This is a genomic window from Buchnera aphidicola (Meitanaphis elongallis) (assembly GCA_039830015.1).
GTDB lineage: Bacteria > Pseudomonadota > Gammaproteobacteria > Enterobacterales > Enterobacteriaceae > Buchnera_B > Buchnera_B aphidicola_AU.
Map to the genome: position 1 here is coordinate 62,462 of CP140033.1, position 21,975 is coordinate 84,436.

Genomic DNA, 21,975 nt, shown 5'->3' on the forward strand with positions numbered 1-21,975 from the left:
AGTTATAATTTATACTATAGTTGTTTTTTAACAAAAAAAGGAAGTTGTTTGTGAAAATATATTTGGTAGGAGGGGCTATTCGAGATCGATTGTTACATATTCCAGTGAGAGATAGAGATTGGGTAGTAGTTGGAGCTACGCCTGAAATATTATTAAGTTTAAACTTTAAGAAGGTAGGAAAGAGTTTTCCTGTTTTTTTACATCCAGATAGTAAAGAAGAGTATTCTTTAGCAAGAATAGATAGAAAATTTGGCGTGGGATATACAGGATTTAAAACTGATTATTCTAATAAAGTGACTTTAGAAGAAGATTTGATGAGACGAGATTTGACAATTAATGCTATAGCTCAAGATATAAATGGTAATTATATTGATTTTTTCGGTGGTTTAAAAGATTTAAAAAATAAGATATTGCGACATGTTTCTCCAGCGTTCTGCGAAGATCCTTTAAGAATTTTAAGAGTGGCACGATTTTCTGCATCTCTTAATCATTTTGGTTTTCAAATTGCACAGGAAACGATGCAATTAATGATTGATATGGTAAAAAACAAAGAATTATTATCTTTAACTAAAGATAGGATTTGGAAAGAAACGGAAAAGGCATTGAAGACGCGTAATCTTCATGTATATTTTCAAGTTTTATATAGTTGTAATGCTTTGTCTATTATATTTCCTGAAATTAATTTAGCATATCGATGTGAATTACAAAGGATTATGGGATACTATCAAAAAGTCTGTTTTAGGTCTAATATATTTTTAGAAATTGCAAAAATTTCTAATTTAAACGAAGATATTGACATTAAATTTACTTATTTATGTAATATTGTTTGTCAATTTATAACATTTGATATTAATTATTTTTTTCTCAGCATGCGTAATATCATTGCAAAAAAATTAATAAAAATATTATGTAATCGGTTACATATACCTTCTTATATAAAAGATTTATCTATTATTTTTGTTGAACATTGTAATTTTTTGAGTTTAATTTGTATTCAATCTTCAGAAAGTATAATGATATTTTTTAAAAAGATAGATGCCTGGAGGAAACCTGATAGGATAAAAAAATTGTCCCTTTTAATTGATTTATATATGTTAAATTTTTTAAATATGAAGAGTATAAATATATGTCAAGGAAATTTTTTAAAACGTGTTTTTGATATTTCTAATAATATTTCTATTAAACCCATTATATATGCAGGATTTATAGGAATCGAAATACGTAGGGAGTTAGTTCGTTTAAGAACAATTGCAATTGATAAATGGAGAAGAGATTCGAGTTGTTTATGAATGATAAAAAAATAAATAAATTATGCAAGATAGTATTAGACGATAAATAATGAATGGTACAAAAGAACAAGTGCTAATTATTTTAAATAAGAGATTTATGTAAAGACTGGATGTAATAAAAGAAGATAGAAACCCTATTATGAAAATAAGTATATCACACCGTGATAGAATTTGAATATTGTTAATTATATCTAAGGCAATTGCCCCAAAGAAAATTGGAACTGATATAATAAAAGAGAAATATGTAGCTTTATATTGGCTGAGCCCCATAAGAACACCTATAGAGATAGTAGAACAAGATCTAGAAAATCCAGGCCATAGTGCTAAACATTGAAAACATCCTATAATAAACGATCTAAATAAATTTATGTTTTTATTTCTATATTTTATTTTTTTTTTGAATATTTCAGATAATGTTAACAATATAGAACCGAATATTAACGATAATAATATGTTATTAGGAGTAAACAAAGATTTGATATATTTGTTAAAAAAAAGCCCTAATAGTGCTATAGGAAATATTCCAAGAAATATATAGATACATGATAAATCGTTGTCACAAGCAGATTGAGTTTTTACTCTACATAGAGAATAAAATAGTTGAATAAATGTGTTCTTGAAATATAATAGTATAGACAATGATGTACCACATTGCATGAATGTGTTCAAAATATCTATTTCATTTTTTTTTATTTGAAAAATTTTAGAAAAAATGATTATGTGACTAGTTGAAGAAATTGGAAAAAATTCTGTAATTCCTTCAATTATTCCGAGAATAATAGTAGTTAAAATATGATAAATGTTGGGTGTATATATGTGCATGTTAATTCAATATGTATTATAAATTTTGTATTAAAATATTTAGTAAAATAGGTAAAACGGATGGTTTTTAAACCGTTTTACCTATAGAAATATTATTTTTTTATAGAAAAAATTATATCTTTACCTGCAACAACTTGCCCGGATTTTTTATGTATTTCTTTAAATGTTTCTATGTTTGATACAACTACAGGTGTTAATATAGATTTAGCTGTCTTTTGTAATAGAGGCAAGTTAAGGTTAATAATTGGATCTCCTATTTTTATAGTTTGGTTTTCTTGAGCAATTTTTTCAAATCCAATACCTTTTAAGTTGACTGTATCTATTCCAAAATGTACAAACAACTCGATGTTGTTTTTTTTTGATTTAATTGAAAAAGCGTGTAACGTTTTGAATATTTTTCCAATAGTTCCATCGATTGGTGCTAATATAACATTACTATTTGGTAAAATAGCTATTCCATCTCCTACTATTTTTTTTGAAAATACTATGTCTGGAACGTCTTCAATGTTAACTATACTTCCAGACAATGGAGCAAAAATATTTATTGTTGTATTAGATATTGTGTTTTTATTGCTAAAAAAATTAGAAAACAAATTCATATTTTTTCCTGTTAATAATTTTTTGTTAACTATTTCTGCAAAATTCGTCAATAATATTCATTATTTCTTTTGATGTTGGTTTGGATAAAACGTTTTTTGCTAGGTGCGTGGCATCTATAAAATTTGTTTTTCGAATTATTTTTTTGATTTTTGGAATAGTTGATGCGCTCATACTAAATTCATCTAAACCCATACCGAGTAGTAATGCAGTAGCTTTTTCATTTCCAGCTAGTTCTCCACACATTCCAGTCCATTTTCCAGCGTTATGAGCAGCGTTGATAATTTTTTGAATCAAGTTTAGCACAGAAGGACTCATGGGATCATATAAATTTGATATTGAATCGTTTCCTCTGTCTACAGCTAGCGTGTATTGTGTTAGGTCATTGCTTCCGATGCTAAAGAAATCTACTTCTTTTGCTAAATGATTAGCTATTATAGCAGATGCTGGAGTTTCTATCATGATTCCTATTTCTATTTTTGAATTAAATTTTATTTTTTTATGTTTGAGTATAGTTTTCAATTTTTCTAGTTCTTCTTTTAAACTCCGTACTTCTTCTACAGAAATAATCATAGGAAACATTATTTTTAGTTTTCCGAAAACAGATGCTCTTAATATTGCAGTTAATTGAGCATGTAGAATTTCTTTTTTATCCATTGCTATTCGGATAGCTCGCCATCCTAAAAAAGGATTATCTTCTTTAGGAATATTCATGTATGAAAGATTTTTATCACCTCCTATATCCATAGTTCTTATTATTACGGATTTTTCTTTCATGGTTTCTGCTACTATTTTGTATGCGTTAAATTGTTCTTCTTCACTTGGAAAAGAAGTACGATTCATGAACAAAAATTCTGTTCGGTAAAGTCCAATACATTCAGCTCCATGTTTTTTTGCGTTTTCAATATCATGTATGGTGCTTATATTTGCCCCAATTTTTATTTTATGCCCATCTATGGTAATTGCATTTAAATATTTTAATTGTGTTAAATCGTTTTTTTCTAATTCGTATTTTTTTTTTAGTTTTTTTAGTTTTTTTATTTTGGATTCGTTTGGATTAATAAATATAGCGTTATTAATACCATCTAATATTAGGAAATCATTATTATTTACTTTTTGTGTTATATTTCCGGTTCCAACAATTGCGGGTATTTCTAGAGAACGGGCCATAATAGAAGTATGTGATGTTTGTCCACCTAGATCTGTAATGAATCCTAATACTTTATTTAATTTTATTTGAGCAGTTTCCGAAGGAGTTAGATCTTTAGCTATTAAAATAACAGGATTTTGAATGTGATTGAGATCGACGATATTTAAATTTAGTATATTTTTAATTAGTCTATTTCCAATATCTCTAATATCAATAGCTCTGTTTCTTAAATATTCATCATCTAGTTTTGCTAGTGTTTCCGCTTGTTTTTCGATCACAACTTGAGTTGCGTATTCTGCTGAAAAACATTTTCTTTTAATAAGATGTAATACATTTTGTTCTAGTTCTTCATCTTCTATTAACATAATGTGTCCTTCAAAAATGTCTTCTTTTTTATTTTTGAAGTTTTTTGCTACTTGCAATTTAATAATGTGAAGTTGATCAATGGTTTTAGATTTTCCTTGAACAAATTTTTTGATCTCTTGTTTAATTTCATTATGTTTAATTTTATTTTTATTAATAAGAATGTTTTCTTCTATTAGTAGTAGTGCATTTCCAAAAGCGATACCTGGAGATGCTAAAATTCCTGAAATCATAATATTACCCTTAACATAACAATATGTTATATTTTTATGATAGTAATTTGTTGGTCTCAGGTAATATTATATTAATGAGTATATATTATCCGGAAGTAACATTATACTTCCGGAAAAATTGTACTATGATAATATTTAATATTTTAAGACACAAATTTTTATTTAAGTGTTTTTATAAGTTTTTCTAAGTTTTCTACTGCTATTTTTTCGTCTTGTCCATTTGCAGAAATAGTAATTAAACTATTTTTTACTAAGCCTAATGTTTGTAGTTTAAATAGACTTTTTGCATTTACAGATTTTCCATTAGAAATAATGTTTATTTCTGAAATAAATTTTTTGGCTTCTTTTACTAAAAGTGCAGCAGGACGGGTATGTAATCCATGAGGATTAGTAATTAAAATTTCTTTTTGAAACATTCATTTTCTCCCTAATTTTATTTTAAATTACTTAAATAAAATTAGTATATAATATTATAAAACATTTATTATTTTAATTTAATTAAATATTTTAATGTAAGATACTATAAAATTAATATCAATTTTTGCTGTTATATTTAATTTATAGCATTTATGTATTTGAAAACTGTCGTATTGTTTTAGTTTGTACGTACAGAAACATATTGTTTAAAATAATTTAAAATGATGTTTGTATAAAATAGCAAATTATTTTGATAATTAATATTGTTAATCTAACTTATAAATTTGAAAATAATGTTGTATTCAAATATTGTTCTCCAGAAGAAGGGAAAATAGTTATTATACATTTTTTGAAGGAATCTTTTTTATAATCTTAATACAGCAGTATCGCTGCTTTAGATTATGTTTCGGATGAAGTTCTTTCTTCTTTCATTAATTTTGCGTAGTAAATATAGCTTTTCAATTAGATACTGTAATCACTCGATCAATTTAGTTTAAATTTAAGTTCTTTGGTATAAAATTAGTTTCTGTTCTTTTTGTTTTATGATGTTCTGGTCTTAAGTTTGTACCATTTAAGTGTGGAATAATTGTTGAAGAATTGTATGGTTCTACAGTAATTCTGATAAGTTTGTCTTTTTTCTTTATTTTTAATGAGTTAAGAAACTTCTGTAATAGTTCCACCTATTTTGACATTTAATGTCAACACATTTAGTTTTTCATTTATATTATTCCAAATTTTTGGATTAATGGTTTTTCGTGTATTTCCGGATTTGAAGGATTTTCAAATCGTTTCAGTAATGCATATATGTTTTAGGATTTCTTAGCATTATATGTCTTTTTTGATTTATAACTTCTTGTATTTCTTTTGAACTATTTTAATTTTATAGTAGTACTTAAAGGCGTTAATAAGTTTTTTACGTTCAATAGACATTTTATTTGGTATGATTAGTATAATTTTGTGTTTTTTAGTTGTAGTAATTTAAGATAAAGCAATTTCTATATTTCCATTTATAGTTTCAATAATAGTTTTTCTTTTTTAACACGCTACATTTTGTGCAGAATTCTATATCATATTAGTTTTAATGTGATATCTTACGCTAAAATTAGGATTTTTAGGTTCGATTTTTACTAAAATATACCCCCCTTACTTATTTTGTTTAGCTTAAAAATAGTTTATTACTAATAGTAGTTGTGTTATTTGAATAAATTTTATTCATATTTTTTTATAGTAATTATACACATGTTATTTAACAATATACTGAACTATATTGAAAAATTAAATTTTTTAACATGATGAAAAGTTTTTTTGCATTTAAAACAAATTTTGTATACATACTTTTTAAATTAATTAGTAATTATTGTAAACATATAATATGAAATATTGTTGTTAACACAATTTAGTTAGCTACTAGCTTATGTTATTAAATTATTTAAGTTATGACGTTATTTATAATTGTGATTATACTAAAATTATACGGTTTTATATTTGGAAGATCGTTTTAAATAATTGTTATTATTAACATGAAATATTTTCATTGATAAAATTTTATTTTTTTGTTGATTTATAGATAATTTTAATTTATATGATCGGTGTTCTATGATGTTTATAAAAAATTATATATTAAGATTAAAAGAAAGAATGCGCTATCACGAATATTTATATCATTCTCTTGGTTCTCCGATAATTTCTGATTGCAGATATGATTTTTTAATAGAAAAGCTAAATTATTTGAAAAAGAAATATAAACATTTGTTTGCAGAAGAAGATTTTTTTGTTTCTTCAGTAGGAGCTCCAGGTATAGCTGGATTGAAACGATATAAGCATATAACTCCTATGTTATCTTTAAATCATGTATTTGATACTAATAGTTATTTAAATTTTGACAGGAAGATTAAACGTTTTTTAAAAGAAATAAGAATTGCTTTCTGCTGTGAACTTAAAATTGATGGTTTAGCTTTAAATTTGATATATAAAAAGGGAATATTAATCAGGGCAATGACTAGAGGCGATGGAATTATAGGAGAGGATGTCACTAATAATGTTCGTATGATTTCTTCTATTCCTAACAAATTGCATGGAATAAACGTGCCTAGAAAGTTAGAAGTAAGAGGAGAAATATTTATGTTAAAAAGTAATTTAATGCGATTAAATAGTGAGGCAATCAATAATCATACTAAGATATTTTCTAATACTAGAAATGCATCTTCTGGATTATTGCGTCAAAAGTGTTCTAAAACAACTATTATAAATAATTTGACATTTTGTTGCTATGGATATGGTTATTATCCTAGGTATACAAACATTTTTAGTCATTATCATAGATTACTTCAATTGCATCGTTGGGGACTACCAATTAGTGGGTATAATTCTATATTTTATTCTTATAGTGATGTTTTGCATTTTTTTGAAAAAATTAAAAATGTACGACAATTTTTAGATTTTGATATTGATGGAATAGTTGTAAAAGTTGATTCTGTTATTTTACAGAGTAAATTGGGATATATGAATACAGCACCGCGATGGGCCATAGCGATAAAGTTTATTGATCAAGAAAAAATTTCTAAAATTTTGAATGTTATATATCAGGTTGGGAGAACGGGAGTAATAACCCCCGTTGCTATAATTGATCCTGTTCGCATATCTGGTGTAACTATAGGGAAGGTATCTTTATATAACTTTGGCGAGATTAAAAGATTAGGTGTGCGTATAGGAGATTTTATTAAGGTTAAGCGTTCTGGAGATGTAATTCCTAAGATAATTAGTGTTATTGGAAATTGTTGTTCTGATGATGTATCACAAATAGAATTTCCTCGTTTGTGTCCAGTTTGTAAATCTGTGCTTAAAGTAGACGATGAATTTGTTAAAGTGCGTTGTATGCAAGGTTTAAAATGTAGCGGGCAACTTAAGAGAATGTTGTATTATTTTTGCTCTAAAGATGGTTTGAACATTTGTGGATTGGGTTTTAAAATTATTAGTAAATTAGTAGATAAAAATTATATTAAAAATTTTTCAGATTTTTTTAGTCTTACTTATAAATTACTTATTAGTTTAGATGACATCGGAAAAAAAACGGCAATCAATATTATTAGTGCTATTAATAGATCTAGGGATATTACTTTTTCTAAGTTTTTGTGTTCTTTAGGAATATGCGAAGTTGGATTTGTTAAATCAAAAATCATTGCTCAACATTTTAGGTCTTTAGACAACTTAATGAATTCAACATTACAAGAACTTTGTTTATTGAAAGGAATTGGATTGAGCACTGCACATCACTTATTTAATTTTATAAATAAAAAAGTTAACAGAGAAATTATTTTTAGTTTATCGAAAAATTTAAATATATCTTTGAGTTATATACGATCTGATGAAATAGTAAGAAGATCGAATCTATTTTTTAAAAAAAAAGTAGTTATTAGTGGTTCATTTAACAAATTTTCTCGTACTAAAGTTATATATTGGATAAATAAGTTAGAAGGGCGTGTTATGTCAAATGTTTCAAAAAACACAGATTATATTATATTAGGAAAAAATCCAGGACATAAATTTGTTAAATCTAAAGAATTTAATTTAAAAGTAATATTAGAACAAGAGTTGTTAGATACAATTAAAAAGTTTTTTGAATTATAATATATAAAATCACACTTTGGGTCGTGCAGGATTTGAACCTGCGACCAATTGATTAAAAGTCAACTGCTCTACCAACTGAGCTAACGACCCTTATCATTTTATATACAATGGGTGATGACGGATTTGAACCGCCGACCTTCTCCGTGTAAAGGAGAAGCTCTACCAACTGAGCTAATCACCCTTATGTATCTATTGTAAGGAATAGAAATATAGAGTCAATCTTTTTTTTTAATTTGTTGTCTATTTTTATATATGTTGTTTATTATTGTAATGTTTGAATTTTAATTGAGGACATAATGTCAATTATTACGAGATTTGCTCCCAGTCCTACAGGATCTTTACATATTGGAAGCATACGAACTGCATTATACGCGTGGTTATTTGCTAGAAGTAAAAATGGGAAATTTATTTTGCGTATTGAAGATACGGATTTTAAGCGTTCTACAAAGATTGCAACGTCAGAGATAATAAAAGGATTGGAATGGTTAGGATTAAATTGGGACGAAGGACCTTATTTTCAAAGTGAAAAATTAGAGTATTACAAAAATATTATTAGTTCTATGGTTACTTCGGGATTAGCCTATAAATGTTATTGCACGAATAATAGATTAAGTATTTTAAGAAAAAATCAGTTGTTAAATAAACAAAAACCAAGATATGATCGCAAATGTAGACATTCTGGAAAAAGCAATGAAAATAATTCAAAATATGTAGTGCGATTTTGTAATCCTATACATGGAACAGTATCATTTGTAGATGTAATTAGAGGAAAGATATTTTTTAATAATAGTGAATTAGATGATGTTATTATTCAGAGAACTAATGGTATACCTACATATAATTTTTGTGCAGCAATAGATGATCGTGATATGAATATTACTCATGTTATTCGAGGAGAAGATCATATTAATAATACTCCACGTCAAATTAATCTTTTACATGCGTTAGGTTCGCATATTCCTATTTATGCTCATGTGTCAATGATATTAGACGTTCATGGAAAGAAGTTATCTAAGAGACAAGAAGTAGTAAGTATATTGGAATACAAGTTACAGGGTTATTTGCCAGAATCTTTGCTTAACTATATTGTACGATTAGGATGGGCTTATGGAAATCAAGAAATCTTTAGTAAAAATGATATGATAAAGTTATTTACATTAAATGGAATTAGTAAATCACCTAGTCGTTTCGATTTAAATAAATTGCTATGGTTAAATCGATTTTATATTAAAAACTTGCCTGTCAGTTTCGTAAAAAAACATCTTGAATATCAATTTCGAAAAAAAAATATTGATTATTCAAATGGCCCGGATTTAATTGAACTTATTAAAATTATTGGTCATCGTTGTAATACGTTAGAAGACATAGTCAGTTCTTCTTATTATTTTTATAGCGATCATGTTGTTTTTAATGTAGATGCAGCTAAAAAATATTTAGTAAAATCTTCTATTATAGTTTTGAAACACGTATATAACAAAATTTCAAATCTTGAAGTATGGAATTTAGAAGAATTATTAGTCACAATACGTATTGTAGTTAGTGAGTTAAAAATGACTTTTAAACTAGTTTCTATGCCTATAAGAGTAGCTATGACTGGTAATACAATTTCTCCTAGTATTCATATTGTTTTGTATGGAGTAGGAAAACATCGATCTTTATCAAGAATACAAACTGCTTTGTCATATGTTGACAAAAATTAATTTTGAACAATTGAAATTAATAAGTACTTTAGTGCTCTAGTAATTTCAATAGCATTATATAGATTTGGAATTAATAGTGAATGTTATTTTCATTACTTGTTTTAATAGATAATTATGTAGCTTTATTTTGTATAGGGGTTATAGCTCAATCGGGGAGAGCATTTGCATGGCATGCAAAAGATAGCGGTTCGATTCCGCTTAGCTCCATGAATTCTTAAAATTAATTACGTTAAGTGAAACTAATAAATGTGTTTTTGAGAGATGATAATTTTATAAGTATTATCTTAATTGTTATATTATTTTGTATTTTTCATTTATTTTTTTATGAACAGTGAGAGTGATTAGTAATTTTTTGCATGTTATAACTTGCTTGTAAGTAGTAAACGATAAAACAATTTTTTAAATTTTAATATAGACTTTAATAGTTGTAGCATAGATAATATATATTTTTTGTAGTTATTTAGTTGTTTGGATGTATTGATTCTAATATATTAAATGTTAAACTTTTAGACATTTAATATATTAGTAACAAATTGATATTCAACAATGATTTAATTATTAAATTTGTACGTTCATTAGTTCTTGATAACCTGACATTAGTTTATTACGAATTTGTATCAGTGTTTCTGTTGATATTAAATTTTTTTGAAGATTGATTAAGATATCGTTTAAGGTCATACTTTCGTTTTTGTTTAGTGTAAGGTTTTTAGATTCACTTTCTGTTTTTTCTTGGTCAGAATTCAGTAAACTAAATACCTCTTTGACATTGTCTGTAAACTTTTCGAAAATATTATCTTTAGCATCAGTTATATCTATTTTGGGACCAAACGAGGTTAATATTTCAAGATTGTTTTGTATAGTATCAGTAAACATTGTCTTCTCTGAAAAATTAATATGAATAAAATGGATATTAACATAAGTTAGCAGATGATAAAATGTTTTAAAGTGTTTTTTTATTTTTTTAAAAAGTATTATTAATGATTATTTTATGTAATAGATACGTTTATTAAGATGTAATAATAAATTATGCATAAGTTAGCTTTTAAAGGAATAATTCATGAATGTTAGTCTCAAACATAGCACTAACTCAACAGGCACAAATAAAAAAAGTTATTTTTCTTATTTTTCATCAAATTTTCGTGTTGCTATCACGATATTATTGGCATTTTTAGCAATTATGTTTTACATATTTTTTTTTAAGTCGTCTCGTTATTGTGTTTTATATAATGGTTTGTCTAGCGAAGACGAAAGATTAATTGTTTCTCAATTAGCACGCATAAATATTCCTTTTAAATCTGATGATAATCATAGTATTGTATTAGTTCCAGAAAATAAATTGCAAGAAGCTCGAATTAATTTATTTGAACAAGGCATTCCTAAAGGAAATAGCATTGGATTCGAACTATTAGATCAAGAAAAATTTGGAATAAGTCAATTTAATGAGCAAATAAATTATCAAAGGGCTTTAGAAGGAGAACTTGCAAGGAGCATACAGCAATTAGACAATATTAAAACTGCTAGAGTACATATAGCATTTCCAAAACCTTCATTATTTATTCAAGATAAAAAATTAACTTCAGCTTCTATTATTTTGGGAATTAAAAAAAATTTAAATATTAATTCAAGTCAAATTAGTGCTATTTTGCATATGGTATCTGGAAGTATATCCGGACTATCTGTTGATAATATTACTATTATTGATCAGAAAGGAAAATTATTGAATAGTAATGATTCTTTTGATAATAATGTTGATGATATTAAACTGAAATACTATGATTTAGTTGAAGACCACTATAAACAAAGAATTGAAAATATTTTAATACCATTAGTTGGTTTAAATAACGTACATGCACAGGTTACGGCTCAAATAAATTTTGATAGACGAGAAAGTATGGAAGAAAAGTATAAACCAAATTATAGAAACGATAGCAAATCTATTCGATCACATCAAGGAAATAGTAATGTAGAAGTTAATGAAAGACATTTAAATGATTATGTTTCTTCTAATAATTTTTCTAATAAACTAAACGTTTTGTCTAACAAATTATCATCTAATAATGTTTTTGATAAGCAGATTGATCGTTCACTAATGTTACCAAAATCTAATACTACTCAAGATTACATTACAAATTATGAATTAGATCGAACTATTTTACATAGTAAATTACAGATAGGTGATATTAAACGTTTATCAGTAGCTGTTGTAATAAATTATATTCGTGATAAAAATGGAGATTTAGCATCTTTGAGTCCTTACCAGATAAATAAAATTGAGAATTTAATTCGAGCAGTAATTGGATTCTCTGCGGAAAGAGGAGATACTGTTTCTGTGGTTAGTTCATTGTTTGTAAAACCCTTTTTTAATGTTTATAAAAATGTTTCTTTTTGGAATGAATCTTTGTTTTTTAATAAACTGTTTAAATATGGATTAATATCAATTTTTTTAATAATGGTTTATATTTTTTATCGAGCATTCTTTTCTAAAAATACTATCAAAGATGATAAATTGAAACATGTATCAAAAAATAATGATGGTGAAACATTTAATACAATAAAAAATTGTTTAAAAAATGTTGCTATAGATAAAGGTTTTAGCGATTTGTCTAAAAATGATCCCCATGTTATAGCTACAATTATACGAAGATGGATGGATGATGATAAAAAATGATGAATTTGAATGGTATCACGAAAAGCGCTATTTTATTAATTACGATTGGTGCAAATCAAGCTGTTGAAATATTAAAAGAGCTGTCTTTTTCAGAAATTCAGAATCTTATTAAATGTATGCTAAATTTAGAAAAAATTCCATGTGTTGTCGTTAATCAAGTGATATCTGAGTTTAATAGTAATTTTTCTTTAGATAGTTCCACTGCCGTAGTGAATAGAAATTATGTTGTTTCTTTATCTCAAAAAGTTTTAGGAGACAAAAATTCGGCAGTTTTATTAGATGATATTAAAGATGATAATAAAATTGTTGATGGTATTAAACAGTTGAATATGATTGATCCTAAAAATATTGCTGAATTAATACAACATGAACATCCTCAAATTATTACAACAATGTTAGTTTATCTTGATCGAAATCAGGCGTCAGCTATTTTGTCTTATTTAGAAGAACAGTTAAGTTTAGATGTTGTTTCTAGAATTGTTGATTTTACTGGTATAAAAAAATCAGGAAAAAATGAATTAATTAAAATTATTAACTATTTATTACAAAAAAATCGAGAAAACATATCTAAAAAAGGTGGAATTACAACTATTGTAGAATTATTGAAGTTAATGACGTATGATCAAGAAAAACGTATTATAAGTAAAATACAAGAGTCTAATAAAGAGTTAGCACATGTTATTAAGTCTAAAGTTCTTTCTTTTGAAGATATTGCACATTTTGATGATTTATATATTCAACGTTTAATTAAAGAAGTTAAGTTAGACGAATTAGCGATTGCTTTGCAAGTATCTAGTGAATTATTAAAAGAAAAAATTTTGAAAAATATGTCTGAAAAAGATTCTAATTATTTGAGAAGTTTTTTTATTAAAAAATCTTTTATATCAACAGATGTTATTGAAAAGAAACAAAAAGATCTATTGAATGTAATTAAAAAATACTTTTAGTTGTCATTGAATTTAATTATATTTTAAAGCATGGGGGAGTTTTATGCATCAAAAATGTATAGTGAAAACAGTTTGGAGAAAATGGTATCCTGAAGAAATAAGAAAAGATGCTAATAAGATATCAGAAAATAATATAAACATACGCAATGAACAACGAAATCAAAAACAAGAGAAAAATGATGAGAGCACTAGATTTGTTTCTAAAGAAAATAATGATCTTTTTTTAGAAGATAACCAACCTAATTATACAGAAGGTTTTTTTAAAGGAGAGAAAGATGGATTTATTGCAGGATTTGACAAAGCATTATTAGAATTTAATAAAAAGAATGATGTTTTATTAACCGAAATGAATAATTTTTTATTTAATTTTGAACAATCTTTAATAGCATTAGATGACGTTATTTCTTCGCGTTTAGTTAATTTAGCATTGAATGTTGCTAAAAAAGTCATAGAAACTACGTTATTTTATGATGATCAAAGCTTGATACAAAAAATAAAAAAAATTCTTGAACATGAAAAAATTGTTTTTCATAAGCCTAAACTTTTAATTAACCCTAGTGATAAAGAAATTATTGAAAATACTTTTGGAACGATGTTTTTTAAATATAAGTGGGTAATATTATATGATGAAAAAGTGTCTAGAGGAGGATGTATAGTTTTTTTAGGAAATACTATATTAGATTCGACTGTTCTAGGACGTTGGACAGAATTATGTAGATTAGTTTTGAAAAAGGAAGAATCGTGAACTTAAGAACAGATAAATGGATGAAAAAGTTATCAATTTTTGAGAAAGAAATAGAGAATATTCCAAGTATAGTAAATTACGGACGTTTAATAGGATTTAATGGATCTATTTTAGAGGTAGGTGGTCTACAATTATCTATTGGATCTATTTGCTATATAGGAAAAACTTTAGATGCGTATAGTATCGATGAAATAGAGGCTAAAGTAATAGGATTTAAAAATGATATATTATTTTTAATGCCATTACAAAATACAGATGGTATTGTTTTAGGTTCTAGAGTGCGCCCAAAAATGTTGGGTGGTATAAGTTATGAAATTAGTAAATTACCAATATATGAAGGATTATTAGGGAGAGTGTTAGACAGTACAGGAAGGCCATTAGATGATTTAAAAGAAATTAAAGCAAAGTATAAGAAAGCATTGTCTTATTCTAGTATTAATCCATTACATAGATCTCCTATCACAGATGTATTAGATACTGGAATTCGTACAATAAATGCATTATTAACTATTGGAAGAGGACAACGAATTGGATTATTTTCTAGTTCTGGATTAGGGAAAAGTGTGTTACTTGGAATGATGACTAAATATACTGAAGCAGACGTAGTTATATTAGGATTAATAGGAGAACGTGGACGAGAAGTTAAAGAATTTATTGAGACTATTTTAACTAAAAAAGCTCTTAAAAAATCAGTAGTTATTGCGTCTCCTGCTGAGTTTTCTCCTTTATTGCAAGTACAAGGAGCTAACTATGCTGTATGTATTGCTGAATATTTTCGAGATAAGAATTTTCATGTATTATTAATTATGGATTCTTTGACACGGTATGCTATGGCGCATCGAGAGATAGCATTGTCTATAGGTGAACTACCCGCTACTAAGGGTTATCCTCCATCTGTATTTTCTAAAATATTTTCTTTGCTAGAACGAGCAGGAAACGGAACAACGAGAAAAGGATCTATCACAGCTTTTTATACAGTATTAACAGAGGAAGAAATAGGAGGATATGATCCTATTGCAGATTCTGCACGATCTATATTAGATGGACATATTATATTATCTCGAGAATATGCTGAATCTGGTCATTATCCTGCTATTAATATTGAAACTTCTGTTAGTAGGGTGATGACAAGCATTATTGATTCTGTTCATAGTTCTAAAGCGCGTTGTTTAAAAAAAATGCTTTCTTGTTATCAACGTAATCGTGATCTGATTAATGTAGGAGCATATGTTGCAGGTACTAATTCAGAATTAGATACGGCTATAGCTTTGTTACCTAAATTAGAGAAATTTTTACAACAAGGTATGCATGAGAAAAGTACTTTTTTTGAGTCTAAAAGAGATTTATATGCATTATTCAAGTGAGTAGGAGATGCAAATGTATGTTTAAAAATCAAAAATTTATTGATTTACTTGAAAAACTCGATAAAAAAAAAATCAACAATTATCTTTGATTTTAAAAAATATTCTTTTGAACAAGAATAAGATTCAGGAGCAAATCGATTTGTTGTTAAAATATAGGTATGAGTATCTTATTAAATTAAGATATAAAGTGTCTGGTGGTATTTATGGATTCGAATTAAAAAATTATGATATTTTTATTTCTTCGTTAATATCTGGTATTGTAAAGCAAGAAAAAATTGTAAAAAAGTATGAAGAGCAATATCATACGTATTTCATGTTATGGAAAAAAAGTCAATGTAAGTTAAATATGTGGAAAATGATGTCTTTAAAATTATTAAGTCATAATGTTCAACTAATGCAGTTAGGAGAGCAAGTACAACTTGATGAATACGTTCAAAAATCTTTTTTAAAAAAAAGGTAAATTATTGTTTTATGTCAAAGATTATAGATGTAGTTACAACTACTTTATTGCATAAATATAAACATAGTTCTTATAAGTCAAATTTAAAAAAACAATCGGTGTGCTTTTTTAAAATTTTTAATAACAACTTTGTTTATGATAAAAGTAATGTTAAACGGGGTGTTATAAAAGATAAAAAAAATGAAATAAATACTGTTCTTAACGTTATTTTTTTAAAGAACAAAATTAAAAAAAAAGTAAACAGTTTTGAAGAAAGAAATTATTTAATTAGTGATATTGTTTCAAAATTTTATTTGTTTTTAGGAAGTAATACGTATACTTCGAGATGTATAAATAATTTATCTCAATTAAATGGATTGTCTTTTCAATCACAAATTCATGATTTTTCATTACGATATGCGCATCATTTATTTGAAAAAATTAAAAGAGTCAATAGGGATGTAGTATTTAATTTGTTTAGAAAGAATATTGATTTTGTAAGTTCTATTGTAAATTTTAAAACATTCAAAGGTAATGCATTTCAAACAGTGCCGTGCTTAAAATCTATAACGATGTCAAATATTTATTTTAAAAAGAAAACATGTTATAACAAAGGTATTGACTTTATATTAGATTATGAACAAACAATATATTTATCTAATTTATTTATAAACGTAAATTATGAAAATTATGTAAAAAAAATATATTATTGCATATTTTATAGTCAAGATATGAACTTAATTAAAAATTATTGGATAGAATCTGTTCATAAACAGTTGTTATCATCTTTTTTTAAAAAAAAAACTATTGTAGAACTATTTTTATATTCACAATGTTTGGGATCTTTATTTATACGGTTTAAAACAAAAAAAAATAAATTAATTAAATTAGACTTAATTTCGAATAACAGTACTGTAAGAAAACTTTTAAAATCTGATATTTCAAGTTTACACAATGTTGTTTTTAAAACTGGAATTAAATTTGAAGATATTACAGTGCGTGATCAAAATTTTAGAGAAACTATTATTTTAAAAAATAATTGTCATTATTATGATTAAATAATGAATAATATTGCTGTATCGATTTATAAAAAAGAGAAATATAGAGGTTTTATACATTTTTTCTATTAGAATTACGTTGTTTTATTGAAGATAAGAAAGTTATTGACGTTTATGTATAATAATAGAGTATTTATGAGTTGTTTGATTAGCGTGCATTTACATTATAGTTTTATATATTTAATAGAAAATTGATGTTTTGAAACGTTAACATATATATTTAAATTAGTACTTATATTTTAAGGTGTTTTAATGGAACATGATGTTATTTTTAATATGAAAAAAGATAATATGATAAGCGAAATAAAAAAAGTTCCAACAGTTTGTGTTCATGATTGGGAAATGGATTATTATACTATTTACAAAACAAAACGATCTTTAATAGAGATTTGTGATCTATTTTCCAATCAAGTTTCATTAGACTTATTGGATGTTATAAATGTTGAGTTTAATTTGGAATTTGACAGCATTAAATTAGAAAAATATAATGAGTATAATAATTGTCACATACATTCAAAATTTTTAAGTTATTGCACAATTATGCCCTATTCAGAAACGGGAATAGTGCATTTATCTGATAATATAATACCGTCGATTATAGATATTTTGTTTGGAGGAAAAGGTGTAACTGAAACTACTAAATGTTGTGTCTATAGATTAACTATTGTTGAAGCAAATATTTTGAAAAAAATATTAAATATTGTTAAAAAAATATATAGTGTTTCCTGGAAGAAAAAGTTTGATATAGACATAAGACTTTCCGATTTTAAATTAATTCAAAAATTTCACATTAAGCACATTGTCTCAAATAGCAACATATTTTTATTTATGAATTTTAAAGTAAATTTTGGTAATATATTAGGATTTTTAAATATAGGTTTTCCGTTATCTATAATTAAAAATTGTAGAGATAAATTAGCAAATAAATGTACGAGAGATAATTTAGTAAAAAAAAAATCGAAAAGGTTGTTATGGCCAATGATATATAATTTGGAAATAAATTTAGATATTAAATTAGTCAGTTTTTCATTGTTATTATCTCAGATGTTGATGTTAAAAATTGGTGATATTATTTCTATTCATCTTCCAAAAAATGCTATAGCGTATTCTCGTAATGTACCTATATTGGTGGGAGAATATAGAATATATGAAAAAAAATCGTGTTTTTTTTTAAAAAATTTTTTTAAATTAAAGCATAATGGTTATTAGGAAAATATTTATGAATGGTATAAAAGATACAGTAGACAATAAAAGTAATGATAAAATTGATAAGTTTAAAGAACATTTAGATAAAAAAAAATATAAAGAGAATGAGAATATAGTTATTTCAAAAAAATCTGTAGAAGAATTAGGTAACATAAAATTTGTTATTGACATTCCCGTTGATTTGACAGTCGAATTAGGAAAAATTCAATTAAAAATTAAAGACCTTCTTAATTTAAGTAAAGGTTCTATATTAACTTTAAATAAGTATTCAGGTGAACCATTAAATATATTAGTAAACAAGTTTGTAATTGCTAAAGGAGAATTAGTTATTGTAGAGGAAAAATATGGGATTAGAATTACTAGTATAGTCGATAATTCAAGATATTTAAATCACATTGATTAACCATTTAAACATTATGAGAAATTTTTGTGAATACTATGTTTCAACCTATTTCAGTAGAAATGATGTTATCAAAAATTGGAATGCCTTATTTTAAGGTAATTGCAGTTTTTTGTTTATGCATTTGGATTGTTAAAAAAATTTTTATTGAAAAAAGAATAATAAATAATTCGTTGATAAGAATCATAGAGAAGGTAGCAGTTGGATCGAACGAAAGCATTGTTATTGTGGATTTAAAAGAGATTAGATTAGTGATAGGTGTTACTTCAAAAAATATTTCTATTTTATATACGTTATCTTCTGTAGAAGAAAAAGAAAAAGATAAAGATAAAGAAAACATATCGTTGGTTAAAGATATTAGTATTGATAGTACAATAAAGAGACTGACTAAGCGTCTTTGGAATAAAAGAAAATGATGTATAAAATAATATCATTGTTTGTATTGTTGTTCTGTCCCACAGTATATTCAGAAAATTTTGGATCTTCGAATTATTCATTACTTAATGAAAAAGAGCATTGGTCTTTTCCAATACAAATGTTAGTGTTCATTACGTCATTAACATTTATTGCACCAGCTTTATTAATGATGACTAGTTTTTCTAGAATTATTATTGTGTTTAGTTTGTTGAGAAATGCTTTGGGTACTCCTTATTCTCCTCCCAATCAAATCTTGTTAGGTTTATCGCTTTTTTTAACTTTTTTTATTATGGCTCCAGTATTTGATAAAATTTATCAAGATGCTTATTTACCATTTATTGAAGACAAGATAAATGTAGATGTAGCTATTAGTAAAGGAATAAAGCCTTTACATCAATTTATGATTAGACAAACGCGTGAAAACGATTTGCTTTTTTTTTCAAAATTGGCTGGAATCGTTAATTTATATAAAAAAGAAGAAATTCCAATGCGAGTGTTGTTGCCGTCATTTGTAACAAGTGAATTAAAGACGGCTTTTCAAATTGGATTTATTATTTTTATACCGTTTTTAATAATAGATTTAGTTGTAGCTAGTGTTCTCATGGCTTTAGGAATGATGATGGTTCCTCCTTCAACAATATCATTACCTTTTAAATTGATGTTGTTTGTATTAGTAGATGGTTGGCAATTATTAATAACTTCTTTAACTCAAAGTTTTCTTCATTAAGTTAAAGTTATAATTAACAGAATGTGTTTTAATGAGAGTACTTTTGATATTTGAAAACATTATAAATTAAGGACATTTATGACTATTGAATTTGTAATGACTCTTTTTCATGAAGCAATAAAAATTACTTTAATGCTTGCTTCACCCTTGTTATTAGCTGCACTATGTAGTGGCTTAGCTATTAGTGTTTTGCAAGCTGCTACTCAAATTAATGAACAAACATTGTCATTTATTCCTAAAGTAGTTGCTGTTTTATTATCTATCGTTATTTTTGGACCATGGATGTTAACTTTAATATTAGACTATACTCGTTCTTTATTTAATAATTTATCTTTGATAACTAGTTAATGATTACTTTCAATATAAACGATTTAATGTCTATTTTTTTTAATTTTTTATTTGTAGTAGCGCGAATTTTGTCTTTTTTTATGATTGCTCCGTTGTTAGAAGATAAATCTATTCCAAAAGAAATAAAATTGTTTACTTCATTTATTATAAGTTGGTTTTTCATATGGCTTATGCCCAAAATAGACATTAATTTGTTTTCTATTAATGGATTTTTAATATTGATTGAGCAAGTATTAATTGGAATATTGTTAGGATTTATTATGAAGCTGGTATTTTCTACTATAAAAATTTCTGGAGAAATTATTAGCTTTCAAATGGGTTTGTCTTTTTCATCTGTTTTAGATGTAAACACTCATTCTAATACATCAATTTTATCTAGGTTTCTCTATATATTTTTATTATTATTTTTTTTGGAATCCAATGGTCATCTTTTGATAGTATCCATGTTATTTGACACTTTTCGTAAAATTCCTATACAAGCAATTGAATTAAATTCAAGTATGTTTTTGAACGTTATTGTGTTTTCGAAATATATTTTTATTGATAGTTTTATGTTAATGTTGCCAATTATTATAGTTCAATTAATATTGAATGTGTCTATAGGAATTTTAAATAGGATTGCGTCTCAAATTTCTATTTTTTCTATTGGATTTACTATGACTTTGTTAGTAGGTTTATATATTTTATACTTGTTTATTCCTTTTTTTTCACACGTGTATAATAATGTATTTAATCGTTTATTTTTTTTGTTATCTATAGTATGGCGTAATTAAGTATAAATTAAGTTTTATTAGAAGGAATTTATAATTTATTTTTAATATTATTATTAATTGTCTATTTTGAAATAAAATTTAAAGTATTTTTAAATATAGTATTATGCACATAAAGTGTATAAATTATTTGCATATGATATGAATTCTATAAAATGCTAATTTTCATTTTATGTAATAATGTAGTCTTTAGCATTTTACAGTTTTTACGTAATTTTGTATTTAAGAATGTTATATATAATTTTTTACTTTATTTTTTCTTCTTTATATAATACATGCTTTTTTACAATTGGATCGTATTTTTTTAATGTTAACTTTTTAGAATTATTTTTTTTGTTCTTAGTTGTAGTATAATAATGTTTACTATTTGAAGAAGAAACTAATTTTATTTTGTTTCTAGCGCTTTTTGCCATTTTTTATTTCTCGATTTTTTAATAAAAGTTGTTTATTTAATATTATGTTTAGTCCAATTTTATCCATACATCGCATACCTTTTGCAGATACTTTTAGTGTTATAAATTTTTTTGTTTGTGTATTCCAAAATTTATGAAAATGTAAGTTTGGTAAGAAACGTCTTTTAGTAGCATTCATAGCATGCGATCGATAATTTCCGGTCATTGGTTTCTTTCCAGTTATTTTGCATATTTTTGACATAATTAAGAACTACCTTTTTTAATAATATAATTTT

General features: G+C 25.4%; 23 protein-coding genes and 3 tRNA genes. 16 read left to right on the forward strand and 10 right to left on the reverse strand.

Annotated elements, in window-relative coordinates; translation table 11 throughout:
- The first annotated feature begins 50 nt into the window (after positions 1-50).
- The gene (locus tag U0T58_00265) at positions 51-1,289 is read left to right on the forward strand and encodes a tRNA CCA-pyrophosphorylase (protein ID XBC42346.1); all 1,239 of its coding nucleotides are present in this window, start codon (positions 51-53) and stop codon (positions 1,287-1,289) included.
- On the opposite strand, the gene U0T58_00270 is transcribed toward U0T58_00265, so the two are convergent.
- From U0T58_00270 to U0T58_00290, 5 genes are all read right to left on the reverse strand, one after another.
- A complete protein-coding gene (locus U0T58_00270; GenBank protein XBC42347.1) occupies positions 1,284-2,111 on the reverse strand; it encodes an undecaprenyl-diphosphate phosphatase in 828 nt (275 codons plus the stop codon). The two genes, U0T58_00265 and U0T58_00270, sit on opposite strands and share 6 nt — an antisense overlap.
- A gap of 92 nt (positions 2,112-2,203) precedes the next feature.
- Positions 2,204-2,710: a PTS glucose transporter subunit IIA gene (gene crr / locus U0T58_00275; GenBank protein ID XBC42348.1), complete on the reverse strand. Its 507-nt coding sequence runs from the start codon at positions 2,708-2,710 to the stop codon at positions 2,204-2,206.
- 25 nt (positions 2,711-2,735) lie between these two features.
- Positions 2,736-4,454 carry a phosphoenolpyruvate-protein phosphotransferase PtsI gene (gene ptsI / locus U0T58_00280; GenBank protein XBC42349.1) on the reverse strand — a complete coding sequence of 573 codons (1,719 nt, stop codon included), beginning with the start codon at positions 4,452-4,454 and terminating at the stop codon, positions 2,736-2,738.
- Positions 4,455-4,612: 158 nt separating this feature from the next.
- Entirely contained in the window at positions 4,613-4,870 is a 258-nt protein-coding gene (locus tag U0T58_00285) for an HPr family phosphocarrier protein (protein ID XBC42350.1), read from the reverse strand.
- Between the two features lie 489 nt (positions 4,871-5,359).
- A complete protein-coding gene (locus U0T58_00290) occupies positions 5,360-5,551 on the reverse strand; it encodes a hypothetical protein (GenBank protein ID XBC42351.1) in 192 nt (63 codons plus the stop codon).
- Between the two features lie 916 nt (positions 5,552-6,467).
- Here U0T58_00290 and ligA point away from each other — a divergent pair.
- On the forward strand, positions 6,468-8,498 hold the full coding sequence (ligA, locus tag U0T58_00295; protein ID XBC42352.1) for an NAD-dependent DNA ligase LigA: 2,031 nt from the start codon (positions 6,468-6,470) through the stop codon (positions 8,496-8,498).
- 17 nt (positions 8,499-8,515) lie between these two features.
- Here the strand turns inward: ligA and U0T58_00300 are convergent.
- Positions 8,516-8,588, reverse strand: a tRNA-Lys gene (locus U0T58_00300).
- A gap of 18 nt (positions 8,589-8,606) precedes the next feature.
- Positions 8,607-8,679: transfer RNA gene (locus U0T58_00305), tRNA-Val, on the reverse strand.
- A gap of 115 nt (positions 8,680-8,794) precedes the next feature.
- On the opposite strand from U0T58_00305, the gene gltX reads away from it, so the two are divergent.
- Positions 8,795-10,198: a glutamate--tRNA ligase gene (gltX, locus tag U0T58_00310; protein XBC42353.1), complete on the forward strand. Its 1,404-nt coding sequence runs from the start codon at positions 8,795-8,797 to the stop codon at positions 10,196-10,198.
- Between the two features lie 134 nt (positions 10,199-10,332).
- A tRNA-Ala gene (locus U0T58_00315) sits at positions 10,333-10,405 on the forward strand.
- 351 nt (positions 10,406-10,756) lie between these two features.
- Here the strand turns inward: U0T58_00315 and U0T58_00320 are convergent.
- A complete protein-coding gene (locus tag U0T58_00320) occupies positions 10,757-11,071 on the reverse strand; it encodes a flagellar hook-basal body complex protein FliE (GenBank protein ID XBC42354.1) in 315 nt (104 codons plus the stop codon).
- Positions 11,072-11,255: 184 nt separating this feature from the next.
- Between U0T58_00320 and fliF the strand changes: the two genes are divergently transcribed.
- The 12 genes from fliF to fliR all read left to right on the forward strand — a co-directional run bounded on the left by fliF (position 11,256) and on the right by fliR (position 21,290).
- Positions 11,256-12,866 carry a flagellar basal-body MS-ring/collar protein FliF gene (gene fliF, locus U0T58_00325; GenBank protein ID XBC42355.1) on the forward strand — a complete coding sequence of 537 codons (1,611 nt, stop codon included), beginning with the start codon at positions 11,256-11,258 and terminating at the stop codon, positions 12,864-12,866.
- Entirely contained in the window at positions 12,863-13,813 is a 951-nt protein-coding gene (locus tag U0T58_00330) for a FliG C-terminal domain-containing protein (protein ID XBC42356.1), read from the forward strand. The genes fliF and U0T58_00330 overlap by 4 nt, the downstream gene beginning before the upstream one ends.
- A gap of 43 nt (positions 13,814-13,856) precedes the next feature.
- Positions 13,857-14,558, forward strand: coding sequence for a FliH/SctL family protein (locus U0T58_00335; GenBank protein ID XBC42357.1), 702 nt, complete (start codon positions 13,857-13,859; stop codon positions 14,556-14,558).
- Positions 14,559-14,578: 20 nt separating this feature from the next.
- Positions 14,579-15,922, forward strand: a complete 1,344-nt coding sequence (locus tag U0T58_00340) for a FliI/YscN family ATPase (protein XBC42571.1) — start codon at positions 14,579-14,581, stop codon at positions 15,920-15,922.
- A 106-nt stretch (positions 15,923-16,028) separates the two neighbouring features.
- Positions 16,029-16,382, forward strand: coding sequence for a flagellar export protein FliJ (locus tag U0T58_00345; GenBank protein ID XBC42358.1), 354 nt, complete (start codon positions 16,029-16,031; stop codon positions 16,380-16,382).
- An 11-nt stretch (positions 16,383-16,393) separates the two neighbouring features.
- Entirely contained in the window at positions 16,394-17,419 is a 1,026-nt protein-coding gene (locus tag U0T58_00350; GenBank protein XBC42359.1) for a hypothetical protein, read from the forward strand.
- A gap of 252 nt (positions 17,420-17,671) precedes the next feature.
- Complete coding sequence (locus tag U0T58_00355) at positions 17,672-18,628, forward strand: hypothetical protein (GenBank protein XBC42360.1); 957 nt, start codon at positions 17,672-17,674, stop codon at positions 18,626-18,628.
- A gap of 10 nt (positions 18,629-18,638) precedes the next feature.
- Positions 18,639-19,028, forward strand: coding sequence for a flagellar motor switch protein FliN (gene fliN, locus U0T58_00360; GenBank protein ID XBC42361.1), 390 nt, complete (start codon positions 18,639-18,641; stop codon positions 19,026-19,028).
- A 35-nt stretch (positions 19,029-19,063) separates the two neighbouring features.
- On the forward strand, positions 19,064-19,441 hold the full coding sequence (fliO, locus tag U0T58_00365; GenBank protein XBC42572.1) for a flagellar biosynthetic protein FliO: 378 nt from the start codon (positions 19,064-19,066) through the stop codon (positions 19,439-19,441).
- Positions 19,438-20,169, forward strand: coding sequence for a flagellar type III secretion system pore protein FliP (fliP, locus tag U0T58_00370; protein ID XBC42362.1), 732 nt, complete (start codon positions 19,438-19,440; stop codon positions 20,167-20,169). The genes fliO and fliP overlap by 4 nt, the downstream gene beginning before the upstream one ends.
- A gap of 78 nt (positions 20,170-20,247) precedes the next feature.
- A complete protein-coding gene (fliQ, locus tag U0T58_00375) occupies positions 20,248-20,517 on the forward strand; it encodes a flagellar biosynthesis protein FliQ (protein ID XBC42363.1) in 270 nt (89 codons plus the stop codon).
- Complete coding sequence (gene fliR, locus U0T58_00380; protein ID XBC42364.1) at positions 20,517-21,290, forward strand: flagellar biosynthetic protein FliR; 774 nt, start codon at positions 20,517-20,519, stop codon at positions 21,288-21,290. The genes fliQ and fliR overlap by 1 nt, the downstream gene beginning before the upstream one ends.
- A 242-nt stretch (positions 21,291-21,532) precedes the next feature.
- Here fliR and rpmG read toward each other — a convergent pair whose 3' ends face one another.
- Positions 21,533-21,700 carry a 50S ribosomal protein L33 gene (gene rpmG / locus U0T58_00385; GenBank protein XBC42365.1) on the reverse strand — a complete coding sequence of 56 codons (168 nt, stop codon included), beginning with the start codon at positions 21,698-21,700 and terminating at the stop codon, positions 21,533-21,535.
- Positions 21,684-21,941 (reverse strand): 50S ribosomal protein L28, encoded by a 258-nt coding sequence (rpmB, locus tag U0T58_00390; GenBank protein ID XBC42366.1) that lies wholly within the window; start codon positions 21,939-21,941, stop codon positions 21,684-21,686. The genes rpmG and rpmB overlap by 17 nt, the downstream gene beginning before the upstream one ends.
- Between the last annotated feature and the right edge of the window lie 34 nt (positions 21,942-21,975).